General features: G+C 39.5%; 29 protein-coding genes. 18 read left to right on the top strand and 11 right to left on the bottom strand.

Features of this window, described 5'->3' with window-relative positions; translation table 11 throughout:
• Window positions 1-10 precede the first annotated feature (10 nt).
• The 4 genes from ACK8HY_RS14790 to ACK8HY_RS14775 are packed head-to-tail and all read left to right on the top strand — an operon-like array spanning window position 11 to window position 2,750.
• Window positions 11-469, top strand: a complete 459-nt coding sequence (locus ACK8HY_RS14790) for an SPOR domain-containing protein (RefSeq protein WP_077436854.1) — start codon at window positions 11-13, stop codon at window positions 467-469.
• 13 nt (window positions 470-482) lie between these two features.
• Entirely contained in the window at window positions 483-1,673 is a 1,191-nt protein-coding gene (locus tag ACK8HY_RS14785; RefSeq protein WP_416134105.1) for a M20 metallopeptidase family protein, read from the top strand.
• A gap of 10 nt (window positions 1,674-1,683) precedes the next feature.
• The gene (locus ACK8HY_RS14780) at window positions 1,684-2,256 is read left to right on the top strand and encodes a thiamine diphosphokinase (RefSeq protein ID WP_416134104.1); all 573 of its coding nucleotides are present in this window, start codon (window positions 1,684-1,686) and stop codon (window positions 2,254-2,256) included.
• Window positions 2,253-2,750 (top strand): GNAT family N-acetyltransferase, encoded by a 498-nt coding sequence (locus ACK8HY_RS14775; protein ID WP_077436851.1) that lies wholly within the window; start codon window positions 2,253-2,255, stop codon window positions 2,748-2,750. Before ACK8HY_RS14780 ends, ACK8HY_RS14775 begins: the two co-directional genes overlap by 4 nt.
• Here ACK8HY_RS14775 and ACK8HY_RS14770 read toward each other — a convergent pair.
• Window positions 2,747-4,051, bottom strand: a complete 1,305-nt coding sequence (locus tag ACK8HY_RS14770) for a M20/M25/M40 family metallo-hydrolase (protein WP_416134103.1) — start codon at window positions 4,049-4,051, stop codon at window positions 2,747-2,749. The genes ACK8HY_RS14775 and ACK8HY_RS14770 overlap by 4 nt on opposite strands.
• Before the next feature lie 265 nt (window positions 4,052-4,316).
• On the opposite strand from ACK8HY_RS14770, the gene ACK8HY_RS14765 reads away from it, so the two are divergent.
• Genes ACK8HY_RS14765 through ACK8HY_RS14755 form a run of 3 tightly spaced genes read left to right on the top strand, consistent with a single transcriptional unit; the run spans window position 4,317 to window position 5,173 of the window.
• On the top strand, window positions 4,317-4,631 hold the full coding sequence (locus tag ACK8HY_RS14765; protein ID WP_070562591.1) for a rhodanese-like domain-containing protein: 315 nt from the start codon (window positions 4,317-4,319) through the stop codon (window positions 4,629-4,631).
• 1 nt (window position 4,632) lies between these two features.
• On the top strand, window positions 4,633-4,929 hold the full coding sequence (locus ACK8HY_RS14760; RefSeq protein WP_416134102.1) for a PLDc N-terminal domain-containing protein: 297 nt from the start codon (window positions 4,633-4,635) through the stop codon (window positions 4,927-4,929).
• A 1-nt stretch (window position 4,930) separates the two neighbouring features.
• The gene (locus tag ACK8HY_RS14755; protein WP_077436848.1) at window positions 4,931-5,173 is read left to right on the top strand and encodes a DUF6358 family protein; all 243 of its coding nucleotides are present in this window, start codon (window positions 4,931-4,933) and stop codon (window positions 5,171-5,173) included.
• Between the two features lie 82 nt (window positions 5,174-5,255).
• Here the strand turns inward: ACK8HY_RS14755 and gcvT are convergent, their stop codons facing one another.
• From gcvT to ACK8HY_RS14725, 6 genes are all read right to left on the bottom strand, one after another.
• Complete coding sequence (gene gcvT, locus ACK8HY_RS14750; protein ID WP_077436847.1) at window positions 5,256-6,338, bottom strand: glycine cleavage system aminomethyltransferase GcvT; 1,083 nt, start codon at window positions 6,336-6,338, stop codon at window positions 5,256-5,258.
• A gap of 80 nt (window positions 6,339-6,418) precedes the next feature.
• Entirely contained in the window at window positions 6,419-7,237 is an 819-nt protein-coding gene (locus tag ACK8HY_RS14745) for a DUF6929 family protein (protein WP_416134101.1), read from the bottom strand.
• Window positions 7,231-7,923, bottom strand: coding sequence for a pseudouridine synthase (locus tag ACK8HY_RS14740; protein WP_416134100.1), 693 nt, complete (start codon window positions 7,921-7,923; stop codon window positions 7,231-7,233). The genes ACK8HY_RS14745 and ACK8HY_RS14740 overlap by 7 nt, the downstream gene beginning before the upstream one ends.
• A gap of 1 nt (window position 7,924) precedes the next feature.
• Window positions 7,925-8,293 (bottom strand): DUF4359 domain-containing protein, encoded by a 369-nt coding sequence (locus ACK8HY_RS14735; RefSeq protein WP_077436844.1) that lies wholly within the window; start codon window positions 8,291-8,293, stop codon window positions 7,925-7,927.
• A 145-nt stretch (window positions 8,294-8,438) separates the two neighbouring features.
• Window positions 8,439-8,936, bottom strand: coding sequence for a DUF4112 domain-containing protein (locus tag ACK8HY_RS14730; protein WP_416134099.1), 498 nt, complete (start codon window positions 8,934-8,936; stop codon window positions 8,439-8,441).
• Window positions 8,937-8,938: 2 nt separating this feature from the next.
• Complete coding sequence (locus tag ACK8HY_RS14725) at window positions 8,939-9,655, bottom strand: SIMPL domain-containing protein (RefSeq protein WP_077436842.1); 717 nt, start codon at window positions 9,653-9,655, stop codon at window positions 8,939-8,941.
• Window positions 9,656-9,817: 162 nt separating this feature from the next.
• Here ACK8HY_RS14725 and ACK8HY_RS14720 point away from each other — a divergent pair, with 162 nt between their 5' ends.
• Together ACK8HY_RS14720 and ACK8HY_RS14715 are read left to right on the top strand one after the other, a co-directional pair.
• A complete protein-coding gene (locus ACK8HY_RS14720; RefSeq protein ID WP_046672593.1) occupies window positions 9,818-10,009 on the top strand; it encodes a cold-shock protein in 192 nt (63 codons plus the stop codon).
• A 113-nt stretch (window positions 10,010-10,122) separates the two neighbouring features.
• Complete coding sequence (locus ACK8HY_RS14715; protein ID WP_416134098.1) at window positions 10,123-10,323, top strand: quinol oxidase subunit 4; 201 nt, start codon at window positions 10,123-10,125, stop codon at window positions 10,321-10,323.
• Between the two features lie 104 nt (window positions 10,324-10,427).
• Here ACK8HY_RS14715 and ACK8HY_RS14710 read toward each other — a convergent pair whose 3' ends face one another.
• The 3 genes from ACK8HY_RS14710 to ACK8HY_RS14700 all read right to left on the bottom strand — a co-directional run bounded on the left by ACK8HY_RS14710 (window position 10,428) and on the right by ACK8HY_RS14700 (window position 12,133).
• On the bottom strand, window positions 10,428-10,916 hold the full coding sequence (locus tag ACK8HY_RS14710; protein ID WP_416134097.1) for a DUF805 domain-containing protein: 489 nt from the start codon (window positions 10,914-10,916) through the stop codon (window positions 10,428-10,430).
• A gap of 244 nt (window positions 10,917-11,160) precedes the next feature.
• On the bottom strand, window positions 11,161-11,883 hold the full coding sequence (recO, locus tag ACK8HY_RS14705; RefSeq protein ID WP_077436839.1) for a DNA repair protein RecO: 723 nt from the start codon (window positions 11,881-11,883) through the stop codon (window positions 11,161-11,163).
• Window positions 11,867-12,133, bottom strand: a complete 267-nt coding sequence (locus ACK8HY_RS14700; RefSeq protein ID WP_077436838.1) for a hypothetical protein — start codon at window positions 12,131-12,133, stop codon at window positions 11,867-11,869. The genes recO and ACK8HY_RS14700 overlap by 17 nt, the downstream gene beginning before the upstream one ends.
• 219 nt (window positions 12,134-12,352) lie before the next feature.
• On the opposite strand from ACK8HY_RS14700, the gene rpmB reads away from it, so the two are divergent.
• The 7 genes from rpmB to ACK8HY_RS14665 all read left to right on the top strand — a co-directional run bounded on the left by rpmB (window position 12,353) and on the right by ACK8HY_RS14665 (window position 21,069).
• Window positions 12,353-12,586 carry a 50S ribosomal protein L28 gene (gene rpmB / locus ACK8HY_RS14695; protein WP_046672597.1) on the top strand — a complete coding sequence of 78 codons (234 nt, stop codon included), beginning with the start codon at window positions 12,353-12,355 and terminating at the stop codon, window positions 12,584-12,586.
• Window positions 12,587-12,664: 78 nt separating this feature from the next.
• Window positions 12,665-12,847 carry a 50S ribosomal protein L33 gene (gene rpmG / locus ACK8HY_RS14690; RefSeq protein WP_002998409.1) on the top strand — a complete coding sequence of 61 codons (183 nt, stop codon included), beginning with the start codon at window positions 12,665-12,667 and terminating at the stop codon, window positions 12,845-12,847.
• Window positions 12,848-12,901: 54 nt separating this feature from the next.
• Entirely contained in the window at window positions 12,902-13,069 is a 168-nt protein-coding gene (locus ACK8HY_RS14685) for a DUF4295 domain-containing protein (protein ID WP_077436837.1), read from the top strand.
• Between the two features lie 134 nt (window positions 13,070-13,203).
• Window positions 13,204-14,166: a signal recognition particle-docking protein FtsY gene (gene ftsY / locus ACK8HY_RS14680; RefSeq protein ID WP_077436836.1), complete on the top strand. Its 963-nt coding sequence runs from the start codon at window positions 13,204-13,206 to the stop codon at window positions 14,164-14,166.
• A gap of 145 nt (window positions 14,167-14,311) precedes the next feature.
• The gene (rimO, locus tag ACK8HY_RS14675) at window positions 14,312-15,649 is read left to right on the top strand and encodes a 30S ribosomal protein S12 methylthiotransferase RimO (protein ID WP_416134096.1); all 1,338 of its coding nucleotides are present in this window, start codon (window positions 14,312-14,314) and stop codon (window positions 15,647-15,649) included.
• 405 nt (window positions 15,650-16,054) lie between these two features.
• Complete coding sequence (gene bshC / locus ACK8HY_RS14670; RefSeq protein ID WP_416134095.1) at window positions 16,055-17,644, top strand: bacillithiol biosynthesis cysteine-adding enzyme BshC; 1,590 nt, start codon at window positions 16,055-16,057, stop codon at window positions 17,642-17,644.
• A gap of 245 nt (window positions 17,645-17,889) precedes the next feature.
• Window positions 17,890-21,069, top strand: a complete 3,180-nt coding sequence (locus tag ACK8HY_RS14665; RefSeq protein ID WP_416134094.1) for a carboxypeptidase regulatory-like domain-containing protein — start codon at window positions 17,890-17,892, stop codon at window positions 21,067-21,069.
• A 156-nt stretch (window positions 21,070-21,225) separates the two neighbouring features.
• Here ACK8HY_RS14665 and ctlX read toward each other — a convergent pair whose 3' ends face one another.
• Entirely contained in the window at window positions 21,226-22,179 is a 954-nt protein-coding gene (gene ctlX, locus ACK8HY_RS14660; protein WP_077436832.1) for a citrulline utilization hydrolase CtlX, read from the bottom strand.
• Window positions 22,180-22,738: 559 nt separating this feature from the next.
• Between ctlX and gcvP the strand changes: the two genes are divergently transcribed.
• Both gcvP and ACK8HY_RS14650 read left to right on the top strand, forming a co-directional pair.
• The gene (gene gcvP, locus ACK8HY_RS14655) at window positions 22,739-25,612 is read left to right on the top strand and encodes an aminomethyl-transferring glycine dehydrogenase (RefSeq protein WP_416134093.1); all 2,874 of its coding nucleotides are present in this window, start codon (window positions 22,739-22,741) and stop codon (window positions 25,610-25,612) included.
• 256 nt (window positions 25,613-25,868) lie between these two features.
• Window positions 25,869-26,528: a hypothetical protein gene (locus ACK8HY_RS14650; protein WP_416134092.1), complete on the top strand. Its 660-nt coding sequence runs from the start codon at window positions 25,869-25,871 to the stop codon at window positions 26,526-26,528.
• Window positions 26,529-26,607: the final 79 nt, after the last annotated feature.

Genomic DNA, 26,607 nt, shown 5'->3' with positions numbered 1-26,607 from the left:
AGGTTAAACTATGCTGAAGAGAGGATTGATTTTCATACATGCACTTGTGCTATTTACGATTGTTCATGTAAAAGCACAGGAAAAGGGCGGAGTTATTGTAACCAAAGATTCTTTGATTACACAACTTCAAAATTTTAGGGCAATAATGGGAATCAATCCTATCGAAAGCAAAACCACCACAGTCCCTTCTAAACCTGTTGTTCGTTCTGCTGCAACACGCGTCAAGGTACGGGGTTTTCGTGTGCAGATTTTCGCTGGATCCAGCCGAAATCAAGCTTTTTCAGAACAAACTCGTTTCCGGGGAATGTATAAAGATGTTGACACCTATATCACCTATGATGAACCTAATTACCGGGTGAAGGTGGGCGACTTTAGAAGTCGTTCCGAAGCAAATGCGTTTATGCGTGAGCTGCGTCAATATTTTAGTAACGTTTTCGTCTTTTCAGAAAGCGTTTTTGTCTATCAATAAATCAAACAACCTCATGGCAAGTACGAAAGAAAAAGTCCTGGCCTTAGCCCATCAATATTTTGAAGATACAGTCGCTAACCGTAGACATCTTCATCAAAACCCTGAACTTTCCTTTGAAGAATATAATACTTCGGCATTTGTAAAGACACAGTTGGATCAACTAGGCATTCCTTACGAGGCCAAAGCAGATACGGGTATTGTTGCACTAATTCGTGGTGAACTTCCTTCTGACGAAGTTATCGCTTTACGTGCGGATATGGATGCATTGCCCATTCAGGAAATGGAAGGAAGACCTTATGGCTCCAATAACCCAGGTGTCATGCATGCTTGCGGCCATGATGTTCATACATCCTCGCTTTTGGGGACCGCGAAGATATTACATCGTTTGAAAGCTGAATTTGGCGGTACAGTGAAATTAATCTTTCAGCCAGGCGAGGAACGTTTGCCCGGAGGAGCATCCATTATGATCAAGGAAGGCGCGTTACAAAATCCTGCACCTTCCGCTATAATAGGTCAACATGTAATGCCCTTTATCGAGGTAGGCAAAGTCGGATTTCGTGAAGGGAAGTATATGGCTTCCTGTGATGAGCTGTTTATGACCGTAAAAGGAAGGGGTGGACACGGTGCACATCCCCATCAGAATATCGATCCTATTGTTATCACAGCACATATAATTACCGCTTTACAACAGGTTGCGAGCCGCTTTGCGGACCCCCGCACTCCGACGGTGTTGTCTTTTGGTAAAATCATTGCGAATGGTGCGACAAATATTGTACCTGATCAAGTGTATCTCGAAGGTACATTCCGAACATTCGATGAGCGCTGGCGTGCTGAAGCACATGAAAAGATGGTGAAAATGGCTGTCGGAATCGCTGAAAGTATGGGTGCTACCTGTGATTTTGAAGTTCGAAAAGGCTATCCATTTTTGATCAATGAGCCTGAACTGACGAAGAGTGCGCGTACTTTTGCGGAGGAATATCTTGGAAAAGAGAATGTCGTGGATTTAGATCTTTGGCCAGCTGCGGAAGATTTTTCCTACTACTCACAAGAAATCAATGCTTGTTTCTACCGACTGGGTACAGGAAATAAATCGAAAGGAATAACTTCTGCGGTGCATACACCGACCTTCGATGTTGACGAGTCCTCGTTGGAGATCAGCACAGGGTTAATGGCGTATATCACCTTGCGCAGATTAGGTTATTAGATCTTTCGAAATGTCATCACATCATATTGTCCGAGAGAACCAGGAACCCGCTCTGCTGATTGAAGACCTTTTTCTGATCGAAGAAGAAGATTTGGGACAACTGTTGGAATGGAGCCCTACTATTGCTATCGAAAATAATCTTGTTGAGCCACTGGATGCCAGAGGATATAAGTTTGACATTGTTTTTGCCAAAAGGCTTGCGGATCCAATTCAGGAAAATTCAAAAGTCATCCCATATCGTGATAATTTCTTACAATCGGCCATTGAATATCTTATTAAACATCAATATAAGGCAGTTAATATTATTACAGATCAAATAGATCATACATCCTATCAGCCCTATTTGGACCAGATCAATATTGTATTATTAGCCCGGGGCACGCGTTATTATTTTGTCACAACCGGTTTTACAAAATGGAAAATGGGCGGTGAACAACTAAGAATAGACTCCCAGGGAGAAGAAATCACAACAGCAGGCCTTCGGAAGATAGGAGCTGACCTATATGAAACTGAAAGGGATGGTTTATTTAAGCTTGAGTTTTCGAAATCAAAATATATTTTAATAGGAGAGACAATCTCATGATAACAATAGAATTAGCAGAACAGACAGATATCCGTAGCATTTCCAATATGGCCCACATTATATGGCCTGACGCCTATGGAGAAATACTTTCGAAAGAGCAGATTGATTTCATGTTGGAGAAAAGTTATACCGTCGAGGGCTTAGCTGAGGGAATGGTAAATGGACAGTTTTTTTATATATTAAAGGAAGACGGTATCGGCCAGGGCTTTGTTGCACTAAAGACTTTTGAAGATAAACTCCGTATCGAAAAACTTTATTTGATGCCTCATGTGCAGGGAAAAGGTTTTGGGAAGGCATTAATTGATTTTGCTGTTGAAAAAGCAAAAACCAAAGGCAAAGATATATTGGAACTCAATGTCAATAGAAATAACCCTGCTTATCATTTCTATCTAAAGCAGGGTTTCCAGGTTGTCGAAACCGTCGATATTCCGTATTATGATTATGTATTAAATGATTATGTGATGCAGCGGACAATAGACCGCACCGCCTATTAATCCTTTAATTTTTCTACACGTGAAGGCGTTTGTTTGCCTTCTACAATGCCTGATGTACCGATCGCGATTGCTTCTATACTGGAAATAATATTTTGAACGTTTAAGGTGCTGACTTCGTCCTTTACCGTATGGTAATACTCATCTTTGTCCATTTGGGAGGTAGAAAACGAATGTGCGGGAACACCTTTTGCCGCTAACACGGCATTATCACTGCGATAGAATAAATTTTGTTTTGTATAAGGATCTGGATAAAATTTGAAAGCCGTGTTTTTTAGGTTTTCCTGCATCAATTTACCCAAGTCAGATTGATCATAGCCTGTTATATATACTGTATTAGGACCAAATTTTGAATCTTTTCCGATCATCTCCATATTGATCATAGCCACGACCTGATCGGCATTGATGTGGTTGGAAAAATATTTTGAGCCATACATTCCGAGTTCTTCGGCTGTAAAGGCCACAAAAATAAGCGTCCTTTCATTGTTATTTTTCTTCTTGTAGTAATCTGCAAGGGTGAGCATCGCTGTTACTCCCGAAGCATCGTCATCTGCTCCATTGGCTATCGAGTCCTGTCCAACAGCAGGTAATATACCAATATGATCATAATGGCCAGAGAAGATTACATATTCATTTGGCTTACTCTTTCCGGGAATAATTCCGGCAACATTAAAAAGTGGGAAGTGCTGAAGATCACGTTGGATATGAATATCAAATGTTTTCGGTTTTTCTGAGCTTAGCAGATAAACTATGGACGGTTTTTGTATGTTCGGATCCTCCACAAATTTGGGCTTGTTGAGCATCTGGCCAAAACGAACAAAAGAGGCTTCAAACGAAGGGTCTACCAGCACGATCGTATTTTCCTTGGATAAGGACTGTTCACGAAAGGCTTGGGAGAAATCAGCCCCAGAAGCGATATGGGTAATCCTTACAGGACTTTTTTCGTTCCATTTGAGGTCAACATGGCTGCCCAGTGATATGATATGCTCAGCAGGAATTGCCTTTTTATTGATCGCGGCCACATTGCTTTTGGGCGAGAGTTTGTCCAGTTGGAATGTCTGTCTGAAAGATTCTTCCGCATAAGGTTTGAGCCCTATTTTTTTCATTTCTCCGGCGATAAAATCTGCCGCCGGCTCAATGTCTTTTGTCAGGGCCGATCGTCCACGCATATCATCCGATGCCAAAGTATTTAAGATACGGCTCACGCCCTGACGTTGTTGTTCGGAAATCACTTGCTGCCCAAATGTCATGGAGCATAGGGCGATTAGCGAAAATACTAAAGATATTTTAGGTGCTGAATTCATAAAATTAGTTATGTTCGGATGAAGATAATGATTTCGGCTGTAATTTTTGTAGAAATTCGTGCTAGCAGGCCCATAATGGGTAAATACCGTTACCCTCAAAACGGTAAAGTTTAAATGAAGGATCTTGTTGGCCCTTCAGGAATGAAATGCATTCAATAAAATTTCGTCGTTCTGTTATTAGCGACAAGCATGAATGTTCTGATGGCTTTTGAAGAAAGACAATTCAGAAAAAAATGTAGTATATTTGATTATAAATTATTTGACAATGAAAGAAGTATCTGTACAAGAATTAAAGAATAAGATCGATAACAATGAAGATTTTCAATTGATTGATGTGCGTGAGTCATTTGAATATGAAGTTTCAAATCTGAACGGTTTGAATATCCCCCTATCAGGAATCCTGATTGAAGCAGATAAGATTGCGAAGGATAAACCCGTTATCGTTCAGTGTCGTTCCGGAAAACGTTCAGCACAGGCAATTATGTTGTTGGAGCAACAAGGATTTGATAATCTAGCAAATTTAAAAGGCGGTATCTTGGCCTGGAAAGAGGAAATCGATCCAGAGTTAGACGTTTATTAATATGAAAAACTTGGAGCATCAGACTAAACAAGCTTTCTTGTTTAGTCTTGCTTTTTATATCGTAGCCCTATTAACTCGGCTCTTAAACTTAGGGATCTTCCCTGTATTAGGTAGCCTCTCTATTTTATTGTCCCTCTTATGGGTGATATTGGCCTTGCGGGAAATTATGCTTTCCAGGACTATTTCCAATGCTGAGCGGATGTTGATGGCACTGGCTATCGTACTGCTTAATATTATCGGCGGAATTTTCTATTTCTTTGTGTGGCGACCACGTGTATTGGGATTAACAAAAAAGTAATATGACAAAATATTTTATACTGAATATTGTATTGAACTTGGCCATTGTATTTTTGGCTTATTGTGGATTTGAGGGGTATAAAGCCGGAAATATGTTGGTGACAGGATTGTCTATCGCATTTTTGGTCGTCCTGATTTACCTTAAGGTTGTTTTAAGCAAGCGGATAAAAGTTGTTATCCAAGAAAAGGATCGTGAAAAAAAACAGGCATATGCTGCTAAGCAAGCGAAAGGAAAAAATAAATAAGAGTGGAGTTTCTTACTTATAACATACAAAAAGAGCAGAAAACGATCGTCTTCTGCTCTTTTTGTATTGTCTACATTTGTTTTTATTTGACAAATGGAGGTTTCGTTACTTTAGCTTTAACTTTTTGATTACGGATATGGATAAAGATATCTGTACCGTCTTTTGCGAACGCAGTATCTACGTAACCCAAACCTACCGATTTTTTCAATGTCGGAGATTGCGTTCCCGAAGTAACCCGACCGATTACATTGCCATCAGCATCTACGATCTCATAATCGTGACGCGGGATACCTCTGTCGATCATTTCAAAACCAACCAGTTTCTTTTTAAGTCCAGCTTCTTTTTCAGCTTTAAGTGCGGCGGAGTTTACGAAGTCTTTTGTAAACTTAGTTACCCAACCTAAGCCAGCTTCTAAAGGAGAGGTATTGTCGTCGATATCATTTCCATAAAGGCAGAAACCCATTTCTAGACGTAGCGTATCACGAGCGCCCAATCCGATAGGTTTAATTCCGTAAGCTTTTCCGGCTTCAAAAATAGCATCCCAAACTTTTTGTGCATCTTCATTGGCAACATAAATTTCGAAACCACCTGCGCCAGTATAGCCGGTGGCTGATACCAATACGTTTTCTACACCAGCAAAAGTACCTTTGGCAAAAGTATAGTATTCCATTGGGGCAAGCTCGATATCTGTCAGCGATTGTAAAGCATCCGCTGCTTTAGGTCCTTGAACAGCAAATAAAGAAGTCTGGTCAGAAATGTTTTTCATTTCTACACCATCGGTATTGTATTTGGAAATCCAGTTCCAGTCTTTTTCGATATTGGAAGCATTGACAACCAGAAAATAGGTCTTATCGTCTATACGATATGTTAGAAAATCGTCTACAACACCACCTGTTTCGTTTGGAATATAAGCATATTGAACTTTACCGTCATATAATTTCGATACATCGTTGGAAGAGATTTTTTGAAGAAGATCCAGTGCTTTTTCACCTTTAAGGATGAATTCGCCCATGTGGCTTACATCAAAAACTCCTACACCTGTACGAACTGTTTCGTGCTCATCATTGATACCAGTATATTGCACTGGCATGTTGAAGCCTGCGAAGGGAACCATCTTTGCTCCTAAAGCAATGTGTGTCTCCGAAAGGGCAGTATTTTTTAACATAAAAATTAAGTTTTAATCAGTTGCAAATTTAATAAAATATACGTGATTCCTAGCTTTGAATCTATTTTAGAACAAACGATTTAATTCGTTACTTTCAACGAATAAACCGTCAGTTCAGCATCTTCTGTATCAGCATCTTCGCAGAGTAAGAAAATTAAACCGTTGTCGGTTTTCTCCTTGAGGGTGATTCCCTCAAACTTGTGATTTTCGGGTATTTGAAATACTTCCAGTTTGGAAGACAGATTTGCTGATATCTTACCAAGTAAAGATCCAGCGATCTCGCCATCGAGATAGGTCGATTTTGCATCTTCTGCAGTTGCGATAAAATAAATGTCTTCACCGACAAGTGTGGCATCCGAAAAACCGGTACTGATTCCATTTAACTTGGGTAACTCGATTGGAATACAGCGCGATTTCTCTTCAGCTTTACTGTTGTATTCTAAAATCGCATTGATGCCTTTTGGGCCATTTCCTCTGTTGAAAAACAAGATCCGGTCGTCAATATGCAGCACTCCCTCGATGTTGAAGTCCGATTTACTGATCTTAAATTTCCTCATTAAACGCGCATAGATTTCGCTATAGTCTTCCTTCACGACTTTGTTTCCGTCCCAAATAAACCGGTTGTTTCTCTTTTCAGTTGACCCTGAGCCATATAGGTAGTAGCGCTTGCCATCGAAAGTAATGGATTCAAGATCCATTTTGTTCGCTTTACTGATATTTTCCATGGGTTCAGCTTCCAATAGAGCCGTTTTGGATAGGCGTTGCTGAGCAAGGTTATAGCTATATAGATAATTGCTATTGTCCGAGACAATATGAAGTTCATCGTTATTATAGACGATCCCAGATGCCGCGGCGATGCCTGATATGCTGATAAATGCTTCGAGAATTAATTTTAACATCGTTCATTTATATTTAGGATTCCAAGTACTTTCTGGAATTCGGATTGGATTGCTGCTTTTATATGAATAGTTTCGCCTGACTGGGGATGTCTGAAGGTTAATTCAGAGGCATGCAGTAGCATCGTATCCATCTGATAGTTCTCTTTCCAGAATTTATTTTGCTTATTACAGCCATGCGGACGATCACCGATAATGGGATAAAAGATGTGCGCAAAGTGACGCCGCAGTTGATGCATACGGCCAGTAAGTGGGTTGGCTTCAACAAGACTGTAACGCGAGGTTGGGAATTTTCCGAAAGGAATATCCAATTCACTTTTGGCTAGTAACCTGAACGATGTCTGGGCTTCCTGTATGGTACCATTTTCTTTTTTCAATGGATAGTCAATTAGGCCTTCCTCAGGAGCAAAGCCTCTCAGTAGGGCAAGGTACTTTTTGTCTATCTGATGTTCCTGAAAACTTTTTTGGAGATATTGGTCCGTTTCTTTGTTCAGTGAGAACAAAAGCACCCCGCCGGTTTTACGGTCAAGGCGATGAGCAGGATATACCGTTTTCCCGAGCTGATCACGTAGTATTTGAAGGGCAAATTCGGAGGTGTCGCGCGCAATCGAAGAGCGATGCACCAAAAGGCCATGCGGTTTATTGATGGCTACGATGGACTCGTCTTCGTAAAGGATTTCTAAAGACATATTAGATTTTTTTCAATGCGGCAATGATTTCATCCGCTTTTTCATCAATCTTGGGACTCAACCAAACCTGTTTAAATGCGCCACCACCAATAATCTGTTCTGTGCCTTGCCATTTTATCTTGGTAAGAGAAAAGAGGTAATAATTGTCTACAACGATCGAATTCTGGACAAAATTGTCCACTAAATTATTTCCGAAAAGTTGCATCCCCAAGCCGAAAAAGGCTTGATCTTTTGCATGAAGCTGATTTTTTAATAATTGCTCAGCTTTTGCACGGACAATTTTTTCGTGCTCCTCCTTGCTCGGGTTTGTTAGAATGGCCGCAAGCATGATGGCAACCAGAAGCAGGGCAAATATTCTTTTTTTGCTCATTTTTTAATGCTAAAATTAGTGTTGGGAGATCGCCTCACTACGGGATCTACTGCTATCAAAATTATTAAATAGATATTAGATATGCACAATTGTTTTTATATCCAAGCTGTGCTGCAAGGGGAAGTGATATAAAAAGGTCTTGATCTTAGAAAGAAATCCCGTTTAGCAGCGAAAATGCCCAAGAAAAGAAAATCCAGATCAGGTAACAAGTAGCAGCGATTAAGATAAATAGGATCAATACGATCGTCAAGATAATACCGATGCCCGAACCTTTATGTCGGCCCTCATAATAGTGCTCACGTAGTAGTTTGATATTCTTCTCATTGGCCTTGCTGTAAAAATCGAAAATATTACCCAGAAAAGGGATGCTTCCCAAGATAGCGTCGAGGCTGATATTGAGCAGCATACGGATCACTAATTTTGGACTAGCTCCATTTCGCCACATGGCAATGACTAGGACTAATGACGTGCCAAATCCGGCAATAGCACCCCCTAAGGGAATCAGATTCAAGATCGGATCCAATCCGAACCGGAAATTGCCAATCTTGAACTGATTATCCATTAACCAGGATATTCGGTTGATCCAACCGAAATCATGGTCTAATCGTTTCTTTTTATCTTCTGGAGATAATTCTCTATGCATGATTACAATAATTCGAAAGAAGCGCTGATTTCGCTGGTCACTTTCATTGGCCTGATATTTAAGTCAAGGCCATTTTCACCAGCAGCGTCTGCCGCTTCAGCCATGGCGCCTTTATACATTGCATTACGCATCATTGGTTGAACACCAAAAATAATCTGTTGCGGTGTTTCTGAAAGCACGATCGCTTTACCGATTTTCTGCCCTGCTGCTTCGGCAAGAATCTGTGCATTCGCTTTCGCATCTAACACAGCTTTCGTTTTTAAGGTCTTTTCAAGCTCCTTTTTCTTTGAATAATCATATTCGCTGATGTAGGTGCTTTGAATGCCTGCTTTATCGACTCCATCCAACAACTGATCTAAGTTGTTTAAGTTCGTTACTTTAATTCGGTATTGTCTGGAAAGTAGTATATCCGTGTCCTTTTTCTTTTTTTCAGGGGTATTATAGCTCCAGATATTCTGGATCGTAAAATCTTCTTTTTTAACACCGGCTTTTGTTGCTGAGTCAAAAAGATCTTTTTCTAACTTGTCTATTGCAACTTTTTTCTTCGTGTTTCCATTATCATAAAACTCTTTTAGTGTAACATCTATATAGATGATGTCCGGAGTCACTTCTTCTTCTGCGCGACCCACTGTAGATACAAATTCTTTATTTACCATTTGTTGAGCGTTTAGTTTTGTCATCAAACCTAAAAAAGCCAGTCCTAATAATATTTTTTTCATGTTTTACGATCTTAAAGTTTTATAATAATACGATTGCTATTATCGCATTGCTACAAGATTGGAGCCAAAGTTGACAAAAAAGTTTAACGGATAAAAAAAATAAAAACGTTAAGATTTTTGATTTTATTTCTATACCTTTAGGGAAATTAATAAAATAGTGCCATGCAAGAAGGTAAAGTAAAATTCTTTAATGAGACCAAAGGTTTCGGTTTCATCATCCCTAATTCAGGCGAGAGCGAAATTTTTGTTCACGTTTCAGGATTAGTTGACAAAGTTCGTGAGAATGACAATGTTTCTTACGAAGTTGAACAAGGCCGTAAAGGTCTTAATGCGGTAAATGTAAGAGTTATCTAATTAGATTCAAGATATATTTATTGTGAAAAAGCCCATGCTACTGCTTGGGCTTTTTTTTTGAAAAAAATTGGACTGATAATTGTAATAACATGTTTAAATATATTCAATTTAACATGAAACGTTCGTTATTATTGATCTTTGCTGCTGTTATGGCCATTTCTATGTCGGCTTGTTACTCCACGTATCATGGACATGGACATAGACACAAGCATAAATCGAAAGGTATGCCTCCCGGTCAGGCAAAAAAATATTATGGAGAGCAATCTGCAAGAGATTTTGCTCCAGGGCAACAAAAGAAAAAGCATAGACATTGATCGCAGAGGTCTTTTGCTGAAAATTCAGCATTTACTAAAAAGAATACATAAAAAGAGCGTTCATTTATTAAATGAACGCTCTTTTTATGTATTCTGCTTGATTACTATGCGAATGGATCTCTATCAGCGGGCGGAGTTGAAGGTGAATCAGGTGCCTGTGAGCTACCAAACGGATCTCTTGGTTGTGAAGAACCAAATGGATCTTGTGCTTGATTGAAGGGGTGATTTGCTCCATTTTCCTCTGCCTTTGGATCTGGACCATACTGATTTGGACCTTTGTCGCCTTCAATAACCATCAGGTAAATCAAGTATAGGTTGACCAATGGGATAAGTGCCAATAGTAAAAACCAGCCCGATTTATTCGTATCATGTAATCGACGTACTGCAACAGCAATGCCTGGAATAAGTAGAGCTAAGCTTATTAGATAGGAAATGTAAGAAAATACACTTGCAATTTGCCCGAGTATTCCAAAGACTACTCCAATGAGAACATTTGCCAGAAAAAACATCCAGTACTCTTTACGACGAGCACGTCCATTAAAGTTTGCATAATTGTCCCTTACAACTTTTAAAAACCAATCTTTAATTTCCATATAATTTTGAGATTTTTAGGTGAAAAATATGTGTTAGTAAATCATTTGTTAATATGATTCTGTTACAATAAATGTACCAAGAATTTATCTGATTAAACAATTATTAGGGGGATGATGAAGGGGCAATTAATGATAATTTAAAATAGCACTCCTGTTGTGTATTTATACGCTATTGCGTGTATTTTTTGGGCCAGAAATATATTGCCGTTGGGAAGATCTATTTAAAAATAATTGCTGTTGCTTGCTATCGGAAGATTTCCTCTAGGATATACAATGATTTTATTTCTCTGAAATTTGTGCGGTGGATTCTATAAAAGTCCAGTAACTTTTCCAATAGAAATTGTCGATCTGTACTAGACATTTTAATATGGTCACTAGTCGAGTATTCGGATTCGATTAAGCTGCGGAAAATGGAAGTGTGTGGCTCCTGAAGTACCAGCGGGTGTTCTGGGAGACTATTTGAGAAAGTTGCCTCATGTAAGTTAAAATAAGGCAGCGATTGCTTGGTTGTGGTTGGATAAAAACCAAGAAAGCGTGTCAGTTTTATTAAAAATACCAAATGGAAATTGGCCAGATTTAAATGTGTTTCATCCAGCCAACGGATCGACTGATGGATAAATTCAAATAAATAAGGATCGCTTTCCTGTTCTTTCAATACTTTATATAAGATTTCATTTAAGAAAAGTGCGAGCGAGCTTTTTACAATATCATAAGGAATTTCCTGCAATACCGGCGTTTGCCGTGCTTCCGAAATACGTTGTAGCGAACCATTATCCTTATGTGTTGCGATGATTTCGAGAAGATGTAAAGGCTGTAAGATGTTGGCTTTGATTTTTGCTTTGGGCTTACGTGCGCCAGCAATGAGGTAAGATTGCATACCAAATGACTCGGTATATATTTGTGCGACAAGGCTGCTTTCCGAATAATTGGTTGTTTTTAGGACAATACCCCTAGTTTTGTTCAGCATCTCCTTCTTTATCTTTTTTATGAATATCTTCCTTATGGGCCTCTTCCCGCATCTCAATAATTGCATTGCGGTCTACTTTTCGAATCATTCTATAGATTAATGTCAGAAAGCCGATACTGAAGGTAATCACTCCGATGAGCATAGCTAGTTTATACCAATTGGACCGTTGTTCCATCAGGTAGTAACCAAGGATAACCAATAATACACCAATGATTATTTCTCTTAAGCCCTTGCGAAGATATTTGTTCATAAATGTGAATTGTTGAAAACTATTTTTCTTTACAGAGCAAATATAATACAATAAAATGCTTTATTTTTGCCCATACCATTCCTGTGTAGAACTATTTTTAAAAATAATTCCCATAATGTTGTTGCTTATCTAAAAAAAAATATAGATATTTGCAAACTCTTTGCAGAGAGTGCAAAGGATTAATATATTGTAATAAAGACAACAAAAAAAGATAATATCATGTCAAGAATTTGTGATTTAACAGGCAAAGCAGCGTTAACAGGAAATAACGTTTCTCACTCAAACGTTAAAACTAAACGTAAATTCTATCCAAATTTACAAACTAAACGTTTTTACATTCCAGAAGAAGATCGTTGGATTACGTTGAAAGTATCTACTTCTGCTATCAAAACTATCAACAAGAACGGTATTACAGCTGCGATCAATAAATTTATCGTTAAAGGATCAATTTAATATTGATTTATCGCCTGTTACATTAAGATTATTCATGAATTTCAATCCTAGCATTAGGATTCAAAATAAAGTAAAACAATGGCTAAAAAAGGAAATAGAGTACAAGTTATCTTAGAATGTACTGAACACAAAGAAAGTGGTCTTCCGGGAATGTCTCGTTACATCACTACTAAAAACAAAAAGAACACAACTGAGCGTTTAGAGTTGAAAAAATTCAACCCAGTATTGAGAAAAGTTACTGTTCATAAAGAAATTAAGTAATTCACCCATCTTAGCACTTGCAATAGAGGGCTGAGTAAAAATATTTAAAATACCATGGCAAAGAAAGCAGTTGCATCGTTACAAAAAGGTGGCGGTAAAGAATTTACAAAGGTTATTGTTACTACTAAATCTGCAAAAACTGGCGCGTATACTTTCAAAGAAGGTATGGTTCACAACGATAAAGTGAAAGACGTAGTTGCAGAAGCTCAAAAAAATAACTAGTAGCATTTTCCTTTTTTAAAGTTTTTCTTTAAAAAGAATTCGATAAAAATAGCCGTTTTGGTATCCTACCGAAAGGGCTTTTTTTGTTGAGGACATTTGTTTATATTTGGACATCAATTTTCACTAAACACTCCATGGGATTATTTGATTTTTTTAAGAAAAAGCCACAAACACAAGAAGAAGAACAAGCCTTAGACAAAGGCTTGGAAAAAACCAAAGAAGGATTTCTTTCCAAGATAACGAAAGCGGTAGTTGGTAAATCTACCGTGGATGATGATGTCCTTGATAATCTGGAAGAGGTTTTGGTTACTTCTGATGTCGGAGTTACAACGACTTTAAAAATCATCGACCGTATCCAGGCGCGTGTTGCTAGAGATAAATACGTTTCCACTTCAGAATTGAACAATTTATTGAAAGAGGAGATTCAGACCCTACTCGCTGAAAATAATAGCTCAGATTTTGAAAACTTTAATTATGGGGATCATAAGCCTTATGTTATTATGGTCGTCGGCGTCAATGGTGTGGGGAAGACAACCACAATTGGTAAGCTTGCCCATCAGCTTAAACAGGCAGGAAGTAAGGTGGTTTTAGGAGCTGCAGATACCTTTAGGGCTGCTGCAGTTGATCAGCTTAAACTGTGGGGCGAGCGTGTTGGTGTACGAGTTGTGGCACAAGCAATGGGTTCTGATCCCGCTTCAGTAGCTTATGATACGGTTAAATCTGCTGTAGCGAATGGAGAAGATGTTTGTATTATTGATACCGCTGGCCGCCTACACAATAAGGTTGGCTTAATGAATGAATTGACCAAAATTAAAAATGTCATGCAAAAAGTCGTTCCCGGCGCTCCGCATGAAATTTTATTGGTCTTAGATGCTTCTACAGGTCAGAATGCCATAGAGCAATGTACCCAATTTACACAGGCGACCGATGTAAATGCGCTGGCACTGACGAAATTGGACGGAACCGCAAAAGGAGGCGTTGTCATTGGGATATCCGATCAGTTCAAAATCCCAGTGAAATATATCGGCGTCGGTGAAAAAATAGGCGATCTCCAATTATTTAATAAAAAGGAATTTGTAGACTCCCTTTTCAAATAGAATACTAAAATAATTGTCAGAAATAAGGCTTTCATTCTTTACCGGGAATGGTTAATAATCAGATTAAGGATCTAGTGAACATGTTTAATCCCTTGTTTTCTTAGTTAAGAATTCCCTTTGTTTCTAGACAAACCCTTCTAATCATATGAAGACAAAATATACGAAACCTGCCCCATCGATCAATAAACCCCGTGTCAACGTGGTTACTTTGGGCTGTTCGAAAAATATTCACGATAGTGAAGTGCTGATGGGCCAGTTGAAAGGTAATCAGATGGAGGTGGTCCATGAAGCATCAAATATACAGGAGAATGATATTGTTGTCATCAATACTTGCGGTTTCATTGACAATGCCAAACAAGAATCTATTGATGCAATTTTGCAATATTCCGAATTAAAGGACCAGGGTAAGATTAACAAAGTGATTGTCACCGGATGTCTTTCCGAACGTTATAAGCCCGAATTGCAAGCAGAAATACCAAGTGTGGACGCTTATTTCGGGACAAATGATCTGCCTGATTTACTTTCTTCTATCGGAGCAGACTATCGCCATGAATTATTGGGCGAACGCTTATTGACCACTCCTTCCCACTTTTCTTATTTTAAGATCGCAGAAGGTTGTAACCGCCCATGTTCATTCTGTGCGATACCCTTGATGCGTGGTAAGCACGTTTCCAAATCAATTGACGATCTAGTTAAAGAAGCTAAATTCTTGGCGTCAAACGGAACCAAGGAATTGATTTTAATTGCACAGGATTTAACTTATTATGGATTGGATATCTATGGTAAACGTAATCTTTCCGATTTGATGCGTCATTTGTCTGATGTGGATGGTATTGAGTGGATCCGTTTACAGTATGCTTATCCTTCCGGGTTTCCCATGGATATTTTGGATGCAATGAATGAGCGTTCAAATATCTGCAATTACCTGGATATGCCATTACAGCATATCTCAGACCCCATGTTGAAATCCATGCGCAGAGGAACTACTAAACAAAAGCAGATTGATCTGGTTAATGCTATTCGCGATAAAGTACCCGATATCGCATTGCGTACGACATTGATCTGTGGATATCCGGGCGAGACTGAACAGGACTTTCAGGAAATGTTGGAATGGGTAGAGGAAACCCGTTTTGATCGTTTGGGCTGTTTTACCTATTCTCATGAAGAGAAGACGCATGCCCATACCCTGGAAGATAATGTCCCGCAAGAGGTAAAAGAGGAGCGCGTTGAGGCTATTATGGAAGTTCAACAGGGTATTTCTTATGAGATCAATCAATCGAAAGTGGGTAATACCTATAAGGTGCTGGTTGATCGTGTGGACGGCGATTATTTTATCGGACGCACAGAGTATGATTCGCCGGAAGTGGACAATGAGGTGTTGATTTCTGCAGCGGATTCTTATGCGCGTATTGGTGATTTTGTGCAGGTAAAAATCGACCGTGCGGAGGATTTCGATCTCTATGGTGGAATCGTCAAAAGATAATACCGGCCTGATCGATACAGATCATGAATAAAATATATGGAAGGAGCTGCCCAAAACGGGTGGCTCCTTCTGTCTTTTTTTATTTATGTACTACAGCGCGGTTCGAAAATGTCCAATTCTCAGACAACTGATCTACTTTTTTAAACGGCAATTTTTTTAGAAAGTGTCTGCTTTTGATTGAGTCGTTTTTTCTATTAAGGCATTAACAAAATCTACGCCTTGGTTTAATGACGAAAAGCTTCCCTGTCGATTTTCATAATGCGTACTGCTATGAAAGTCTCCGGATTTTATTTGGACATTTGTCAATAGAATGATATAATTTAAAAGTGCAACGGGCTTTTTATTAAAAATCAGTATTTTGTCTGCCTAAACTAAATACATTTGTATATCGTACAATAAGCATATATGAAAGCAACTTATATCGAATACAGTGAGACAAACAGTTTCTCCAAAACATTGTTGGCCTATTTGGCTCATGATGAGGCGCTGAAACCCTTTGTTGGACACTGGCCTACATTTGATGGATTTGAGAAACAGGTGCAAGAAAAGAAACCATTTGCTCACCGTGCTATTCTCGTAGAGCGCCTAAAAGAGCAATATGCGGCCTTGTTGCGGGATTCTCCTGTTGTGGCCAAAAATATAGATTTGTTGTTGCTGGATAATACCTACACCATTACTACTGGTCACCAATTGAATATCTTTACGGGTCCATTATACTTTATATTTAAGATCATGACAGCGATACGTCTGTCAGAAGACCTGCGGAGCAAACATCCGGACAAAAACTTTATACCCGTTTATTGGATGGCAACTGAGGATCATGATTTTGAAGAAATTAATCATACCAAAGTGTATGGGAAGAAAATTGTTTGGGATACTCCCACGGTGGCGGCCACGGGACGAATGGATACAGGATCGATTGCCGATGCGGTAAAACAATATACCAATATTCTTGGTCTCTCGGAGAATTCCGCTAAACTTACACATATTGTCGAACAGGCCTATCTGAAGCATAGTAAGCTGGCCGATGCGACCCGTTATATGGTGAATGAGCTTTTTAAATCTTACGGTCTCCTGGTTATTGATGCTGACGATAAAGAGCTGAAAGAATTATTTAAGCCGATTATTAAAACGGATATTTTATCCGAAAATAGCTTTAAAGCCATTACGGAGCGATCGAAAGAACTCGAGTCAAAAGGCTTTTCGACACAGGTGCATGCCCGTGAGATTAATTTCTTCTACCTTACAGATGAGTTTCGGGAACGCTTGGTGCTAAATGCTGATGGTCGATATGAGGTGCTGCATCAAAATATATATTTTACCAAGGAAGAGCTGGAAAGAGAAATAGATGCTCATCCCGAACGCTTTAGTCCAAATGTGGTAATGCGCCCCATGTATCAGGAAATTATCCTTCCTAATTTGGCTTATATTGGTGGTGGTGCTGAGATGGTCTATTGGATGCAGCTGAAATCTAATTTTGATCAGTACCAAATAGATTTCCCCATCTTGATCCCGCGAAATTCAGCCATGATTACTGAGGATAACGTTGCAGCAAAGCTTTTCCGTGTCGATCTAACTTTTAAAAGTATCTTCCGCCCTGCGGAGGTTTTGAAGAAAGAATATGTGCGTCGCCATACGAAGGAAAGATTGAATCTTAATGACGAGTGGATGGAACTGAATGCGATCTTTGGAAAGATAAGGTTACGTACACACAAAATTGATCCTAGTCTAGGACCCAGCACCGAGGCGATAAAAGCTCGTTTGAAAAAGGCGATGAACAATTTGGAGAAAAAGTTGATGAAAGCCGAAAAACGAAACCATCAGCATGCATTGGCGGATATCGACAATGTAAAAGAAAAACTCTTTCCCGGAGGAGGACTACAAGAGCGATCTGAAAATTTTGCCTTACTGTACGTAAAATATGGTGATAACCTTTTTAGAGATCTATATAAATACTTTAATCCCCTGGATTTCAAATTCACAATCTTATATTAAAAGCCGGTATTTTACTGGCTTTTTTTGTTTTAAAATAGTAGCCTATATCGTGCTACTAACATCGTAGTTGCTGTCATGCTCGTAGAATTCTCGAGTAATTGACAGACTATTTTTGGCCGCGTTGTACAATTCTGCATTTTTACAAAATATTTTAGAAAGTTTTGTTTATAATTTCATAATATTTCGTTTAGCTTCTGTTAATACGATGGAAGTAGTTTTGTTGCCGTATTACAACCAACAACTAAATGAAAGAAATATTACTTACGACTTGTGCCATTGCGATAGGAACAGGTTTGTATGCGCAAACAACCCAGGCAGGATTTTCCGGAAAGATTACGGACGAGAATAACAAAGGGGTTCATGGAGCTTCAGTGGAGGTTCGTAACGAATCTACGGGTTTTACCACCAAAACATCGACCAACGCTAATGGCGATTTCAATTTTAAGGAACTTCCACTCGGAGGGCCATACATTATTAAAGTTACCTTTATTGGTTATGGCGAACAGATTCGTTCGGGCTTTACACTAAACCAGGGCGATATGATTCGCTTGAATATTCCGATTCAAAATGCATCTAACATATTGGAAACGGTTGAGCTCACAGGAGTAAGTACATTGAAAAATAAAATTGAGAACCTTGGTGCTGCAACTGCGGTGACGGCCCGGGATATTGCGAAACTACCGGTAAATGGTCGTAATTTTACTTCTTTAATGGATCTATCTCCATTGAGCAAGGGTGATAATATCGGTGGTCAACTTGGGTCTTCTACTAATTTTACCATTGATGGGATGAACGCAAAAAACCCGACTTCTGCCGGCTCGACAACAAGTCGGAGTGGCGCTCCTTTCTCGATCTCTATTGAAGCGGTACGGGAGTTTAAAGTCGTGACTAACCAATATGATGTCACCTACGGAAGAGCTGGGGGCGGAACAGTCAGTGCGGTTACTAAACAGGGTACAAATAAAACGCAAGGTAGTGCCTGGTTATATTCCCGAGCAGACTGGTTGTCCAGCCCATACGATATTCGAGGAAACAAACGAAGCAATGATTTCTCCACTTATCAATATGGCTTTACTTTGGGTGGTCCCATTATAAAAGACAAACTTCATTACTTTGTTGCATGGGATCATCAACAAGACTCCCGCCCTTTGATTATCGCTGATATCAACTCTGAAGCCGATGAAAAAAGATTTAATGTTACAAACGCGACATTGGATGAATTTGTCAATATCGGGCGGAAAAAGTACGGATTGGGGAACGAACGCCAATATGGCGCTTTTGATAAAAAAAGAGGCTCTGACGCGATTTTTGGCCGTATTGACTGGCAGATTAATGATAAAAACTTATTGACAGTCCGTAACAACTTTACAAGTGATAACAATAAGCTGGGGTTGCAGGACAACAAGCCAATTACTTTATATGAATCTTACGGGAATGATAAAAATATTGACAATAGCCTATTGGCTACTTTGCGTACCACCGTTTCCCCTAAGGTAACCAATGAGCTAAAAGTACAACATCTCTATACCTATCAGAAAAGTAGTCCGGGAGACCTTTTGCCTGGTCAGAATATTCCACGTGCCATTGTTGAAGATGCGGTTTCCAAAATTGCTGGGGAAGATAAAAAGACCACATTACAATTGGGAGGGCATCGTTTTGCACAGGAATCTTTTAAAAATAACGTATTTCAGCTTGTTGATAATATCTATTACAGCACTGATAATATCAATTACACCTTTGGTGTAGACCTGATGTATACCCATGCAAATTCCATTTACGGAAGTGAGGTCAATGGCCGCTTCCACTTTCGACCAAGTGACGGAAAGACGGCTATGCAGAACTTTGAGGATATGAAACCATATGCTTACTATCGTGAAGTTCCTTTGATGAGTGATCCTGCAGTGGTCGGTAAGATATTCAATGCAGGTGTGTATGGACAATTGCAAACGAAGCTAGCGCAGGGACTGGACTTAGTCGCCGGCTTACGATTGGATTACGGCCATTATCCTACCTCTCCTCTGAATGAGGAATTGTTAAGAGAAGTCGGTGTCCGTACAGATCATAAACTCAAGTCTTTTGTCGTGCAACCGCGTTTCCAAATGACCTGGGATGTGAACGAAGAAAGAAAAGATTTCTTTCGAGTGGGAGGCGGGATATTTGCATCGGATATCAATAATTATATGACGATCAATAACCTTACTTTTGATGGGAAGCATTTTGCTACTGTTGATGTTCGCGGTGCGGATGTGCCCACACCAAATTTTGTCGACTATAGAAAAGACCCATCATCCACACCTACTTTGGCTCAGTTTCAGGTGCCCACCATCAATACTTATGGTCCAGATGCTAAAATCCCGGTTGTGTACAAGGCTAATTTATCTTATACGCACTTTTTCACAGAAAAGTTGAAGGCAAGCCTTTCGGGATATATGAATTTGGGACGCAATAATTATATGTATGTAGATCGTAATATGGTGAAAGACCCTTTCTTTAGACTTGCAAATGAGGATAATAGAGGTGTATTCGTTCCTGCAGCATCCATCGTCGATGGAGCTCCGGACTGGAAAAAAGGACGGATTTCAGATAAGTTCGGCCGAGTTCTAGAATTGAATTCTGAGGGTAAAGTCAACCAATTTGCTGTCGTATTTGATGCAAGTTATCAGTATTACAAAGATGGAACGATTTCGCTTAGCTATACTTGGAATGATGCGAAAGACAATACTTCATTCAATGGGAATGTGGCCAATACGGCGACCTTATCCTTAGCGGTAAAAGATGATCCTCGCGATTTGAGCAAGATGAGCTATTCGAACAACCAATTCCGTAATAAAATTGTTATTTACGGAACTTTGCCAACATTTTATGGTGTCAGTGTGGGCGTTCGCTACTCGGGTATCGGAGGTACACGATATAGTTTGCTCGCCGGCGGAAATATCAATGGAGACTTTGTCGCCGGAGACAATGATCTGGCCTATATTTTTGACCCGAATAATTCCAATACTTCAAAACAGTTGGTCACGGGGTTAAATAATCTGTTGAATAACCCGGAAGCGAGTCAGAGTCTTAAAGATTATATCAAGAAATATCAGGGTAAAATAGCGGAACGTAATGGTGGGGTGAATGGTTTTTATGGTGTGATTGACTTACGAATTGCTAAAAAATTCAATTTATATAAGAACCATGCGCTGGAAATATCAGGGGATCTTTTCAACGTTGCCAACTTGTTCAAGAAAACTTGGGGCATAAATGAGTCTCTAGGCAATCAAAATCTATATGCTTTAGGTGGGAAAAATGCTGCCGGGGAAAAGCTGATCCCTTTTGATCCTGCAAAGCAGCAGTTTAATTACAATGTAAACAATTCCGGTATCGTTACCCCTTCTGGTAACCCATACCAATTCCAACTGGGATTACGCTATTCTTTTTAATCTGTTTTAAAAAAGACAAAGAGCTGTATTAAAAATCGATTTTGGCAAATGGCTCTAAATAAAATTTTAAAACTTCATTAAATCAAAAGAGAAAGGACCAAAATTCATTAAGACTTTGGTCCTTTTTCTTTTGATTATCTATAGAAGTGATGAATCCTAGGCATTCATCATTTTTTCTTTTGGAAGGAATACTTCTGCCATCATATGGCGCACACTACCACCACCGCAGGTTTCAATAACGTGTAAATCTTGATGGATGATTTTACCATGTTTTTCCAATTGCGCTGTTTGGTACAGTGTTAATGAAGACAACGCTTTATCACTTAGGACAATAAAACGGTTCCCATATTTATTTCTCACCTGGAGACAATTTGCTGCAAAATTTTCCAGTTGGTTTTCGTTGATCTCGATGATTTCTTTTCCGGTCTCTTTTAGTTTTTTTATTAATGTATCGCGCTCCGATTGATGATCAATTGCGGTGGGGCATAAGATGGCAAAATCTTCTCCTACGGCTAATACCACATTGGTATGATAAATGGGTCTGCGTTCGCCATTGACTGTCTGAAATGCGTGGAAGACAATAGGAGTATAGTTTTCTGTTCTACAATATTCGTCTAACATTGCCCGGTCCGCCCGTTCAGATAGTGCACAATAAGCAATACGATGTGTGCGGTCGAGTACTAGAGCGCCTGTTCCTTCTAAATATTGTCTGTTATTTTCGGCCTCGCTGAGGTCTTTGATTAGCTTTACATAGTAACCATTTTGTTTCAATGGACCCTCAAAGTCCAATAAATGTTCTTTTCTGCGGTTGGGCGCAAACATCGGATAAAAGATAATCTTCCCGTCCTGATGGAAAGAGACAATATTGTTCGGAAAAATACTGTCTGGGCTTTCGGATTTTTCATCATCCTGGATGACCGTTACTAGGATACCGTGTGATTTTAATTCATTGACAAGGGCGTCAAATTCCCCCTGTGCTTCTCTATTTACTTCTTCGCCGCTTAGATTTTCAATGTCCTTTTGGAAAAAATTATTGACTGCGGTCTGTTCATTTTTGCGGAAGACAGAGGGTCTTACGAGGAGTACACTGTCTGTTACCTGTTTTCTCATGATTTATAATCGTTACTTCGCTGGTTTGTATTTGTTAAAAAAGAAATGATATTCTTACCGTTATGAGCCCTACTGTAGGAAAGAGAAAATACCTGTTTTTCGATATTTTAGAGTGAATCAGCGTATTTTGGAATATGCGTGACATTTGTTTTGAATAATTTCGTTCTGTCAGCAATCACTTTTACAATTGGTACTTATACTAATGTATTGAAAAATCAGCTCGATTGCAAAAAGAATATCTCTAAAAAGAAAAAAGGTGGGTGGAAAATTAATAGCATAATCTTTTGTTTTTTGTCATTGTGTCAATCTATCTTTGGATTGATTGGTATATTTTTAATGTGAGTTGCTGTTGGTTATCTTTATTTGAATTTTAATATGGAGAGGGCAATCGATTGCGCATTCGTTTGTACTTAAAACTGACTTTTTATCCACTTTTTTGCTTCGTTTTCAGTCATTTATTTTGCTATCTTTGCTCATCCAAAAAACGACTGTTTATAAGAGAGTTAATTACCTAATTGTTATGTCGCTAACTGTCTATAAGCGTTAACTTTTTGCACACATGAGCAATATACACTTCCAAGAAAAATTCGAAAATCGCCACAATGGCCCAAGTCCAGTTGAAGCGAATGAAATGTTGGCCAAATTGGGCGTAACGTCAATTGACCAGCTAATCGACCAAACGGTCCCTTCTCAAATCCGCGCTCCGAAACCTTTAAATCTTCCAAAAGCATTGTCTGAGGTTGCTTATTTAAAGCGAATAGCGGAAATCGCAGAGAAAAATAAAGTTTTTAAATCTTTTATTGGTCAAGGATATTATGACGTGATCCTTCCGGGTGTAATTCAACGTAATGTGTTTGAAAATCCGGGATGGTATACACAATATACGCCTTACCAAGCAGAAATTGCACAAGGTCGTTTACAGGCACTGTTAAACTTCCAGACTGTTATTTCTGATTTTACTGGATTGGAAATTGCAAACGCTTCATTATTGGATGAAGCTACAGCTGCTGCTGAAGCGATGTTTATGCTTTACTCAGCACGTAAAAACAAAGATGCGAATGTATTTTTGGTTTCTGAAAATGCCTATCCACAGACGATTGACGTATTAAAGACGCGCGCGCTTTCTTTCGGTATCGAACTTAAAATCACAGCTATTCAAGAGTCCGAATTGACAGATGATGTTTTTGCTGCATTTGTACAATACCCGGCAGCAGACGGATCGATCGTTGACTACAAATCATTTGCTGAGGCTGCACACGGTAAAAATATTACAGTATGTGCTGCTGCGGATCTAATGAGTTTAGCCTTGTTGACTCCTCCAGGAGAATGGGGTGCAGATGTTGTTGTCGGTAACTCCCAACGTTTTGGTGTCCCTATGGGATTCGGTGGCCCTCATGCGGCGTTCTTCGCTACACGTGATAGTTTCAAACGTAATATTCCAGGACGTATCATTGGTGTAACTTCTGATTCGAATGGAAAGTACGCTTTACGTATGGCTTTACAAACTCGTGAGCAACATATCCGTCGCGATAAAGCATCTTCGAATATCTGTACAGCACAGGCTTTATTGGCTATTATGGCTTCTTTCTACGCTGTTTACCATGGCCCGGAGGGAATCAAAAATATTGCATCCCGTATCAATGCATTAGCCAATTTATTGGATCAGGCTTTACAGTCTTTGGGTTATACTCAATTGAATAACGCTTATTTTGATACACTGCGTGTAGATTTAGGTGCGCATGCGGGGGCATTAAAATCTGAAGCGTTGAATAATGAATTGAACTTCTACTACAACGGTTCACAAGTTTCTATTGCGATAGATGAAACAACAACATACGAGGATATCAAAACGATCGTAAAAGTGTTTGCAAAAATTCAGGGCAAAACATTGAACGATGTAGATTTCGATACATTAGAAGAAAATGTTGGTTCCTCAATTCCAGCTGAACTGGTCCGTACCTCAGCTTACTTAACGCATCCAAACTTTAATAGCTACCACTCTGAACATGAGATGTTACGCTATATTAAATCGTTGGAAGCTAAAGATTTATCTTTATGTCATTCGATGATCCCCTTGGGTTCATGTACAATGAAATTGAATGCGACAGCTGAAATGACCCCTGTTACCTGGGCGAGATTTGGTGGATTACATCCATTTGCGCCAGCTGACCAAACTTCCGGTTATATGCAGATGATCGGTGAATTGAATGATTGGTTATCAGAGATCACAGGTTTTGCTAAAATGAGCTTCCAGCCTAATTCAGGAGCGCAAGGTGAATATGCAGGTCTAATGGTTATCCGTGCTTATCATGAGAGCCGTGGTGATCATGGTCGTAATATCTGTTTGATCCCAGCTTCTGCACATGGTACAAACCCTGCATCGGCTTCAATGGCTGGTCTGAAAGTGGTGGTCGTGAAATGTGACGAACTTGGAAACATTGATATCCCAGATTTGAGAGCTAAAGCGGAAGAGCATGCTGCTAATCTGAACTCATTAATGGTGACTTATCCATCTACACATGGTGTATTTGAAGAATCTATCATTGAAGTGTGTGAAATCATTCACGCCAATGGTGGTCAGGTATATATGGATGGTGCTAACATGAATGCTCAGGTAGGCTTGACTAGCCCAGGTCATATTGGTGCTGACGTTTGTCACTTAAACTTGCACAAAACGTTCTGTATTCCACATGGTGGTGGTGGTCCAGGTATGGGGCCGATCGGTGTTGCTAAACACTTGGTGCCTTTCTTGCCAAACCATCAAGTTGTTTCTACTTCAGGAGAAGAAGGAATTACAGCTGTTTCGGCGGCCCCATTTGGCTCAGCATCAATCTTGATTATCTCCCACGCTTATATTTCGATGATGGGTGGTGAAGGCTTGACTAATGCTACACGTACAGCAATATTGAATGCAAACTATATTAAAGCACGTTTGGAAAATGCTTACCCAGTACTTTATTCTGGTAGCAACGGACGTTGTGCGCATGAGATGATCTTAGATTGCCGCGGTTTCAAAAATGTAGGTATCGAAGTTGCTGATATCGCAAAACGTTTGATGGACTACGGTTTCCATGCACCGACAGTTTCTTTCCCTGTGGCTGGTACATTGATGGTTGAACCAACGGAGTCTGAATCGAAAGCTGAATTGGATCGTTTCTGTGATGCATTAGTTGCAATTCGTCAGGAAATTGCTGCGGTTGAATCGGGCGAAGCAGAACAAGCAAATAACGTATTGAAGCATGCTCCGCATACAGCAGCAGTAGTTACTGCAGATGAGTGGGATAGACCTTACAGTCGTCAGACTGCGGCTTATCCATTGGAGTACGTAAGAGAGCGTAAGTTCTGGCCTTCTGTAGGTCGCGTAAACGACTCACAGGGAGATCGTACATTGATCTGTTCATGTCCTTCGATCGAAGAATATGCTGAGGCGTAACAACCTTGGAAAATAATATTACAATAGAGCCTCCGTATTACGGGGGCTTTTTTTTTTACTTAGAATTTGGAAAAGGTAAACGAAAAGAATAGATGGCGAAAAAGGACGTAAGCATGATGGCCTCATAGCTTATTAGATCGGTTCTGGTAGGTTCGGGAAAAACAAGTGGGACTATTTTACGGCTATATTTTAAATAGTTGCGCCTGTAAAATCATTTTTTTATCTTTCTGACGTTTTATCTAAAAAACTGATAATCATGAAAAGACAATTGAGTTTAATGTCCCTCTTATTGAGCGCGGCTATTTTGATCGCAGGTTGCGGTAACCGTAACGAATCCCAGGATGGTGCGGCGGATGATAATGAAACGAGTGCGGGGATCTCCGATGTGGTTAAAGGAGTATCTAATCTGGATAACCTGACTGATGGAGCAAAGAAAATGGAAGAACTCCAAACTAAACTAAAAGCTGAAAAACCATTGAGTTCGGAGGAATTAAAAGCATTTCTTCCAGAAAGTTTAGACGGTTTGAAAAGAACATCTTATTCTGCGGGCTCTATGTACGGTGTCAGTGTCATTTCTGGCGAGGCAACGTATACCGTGGATGATCAAAAGGACATTAAAATAAACATTATTGACGGTGCAGGTGAGACCGCTTCGGCTATTGTAAGTCTCGCTCAGATGGGTTTTATGGTCGATTCTGAAAATATTACGGACACAGAAGTAGAGAAAACAGGTGATTTTGAAGGAAAGCGTGCAAAAACAATGGACAATAAAGGCGTGGAAGGTTCGACACCAAAGAGCTCCGAAATAAGCTATCTCGAAAAAGACCGTTATTTGATCACATTAAGAGGTAATGGCTATAGTTTGGATGAGCTGAAAGCATTCATGGGTAAATTGAACGTAAGCGCTTTAAAATAAAATATCAATACGTTACATCGTTCTCAAAAAGTCCAGATACTCCATCTGGACTTTTTTGATGATCAGCTACTCGTGTGCA

It is taken from the genome of Sphingobacterium sp. NGMCC 1.201703 (assembly GCF_047784615.1).
Taxonomy (GTDB): Bacteria; Bacteroidota; Bacteroidia; order Sphingobacteriales; family Sphingobacteriaceae; genus Sphingobacterium.
This window is presented reverse-complemented; position numbering and strand designations above follow the sequence as displayed.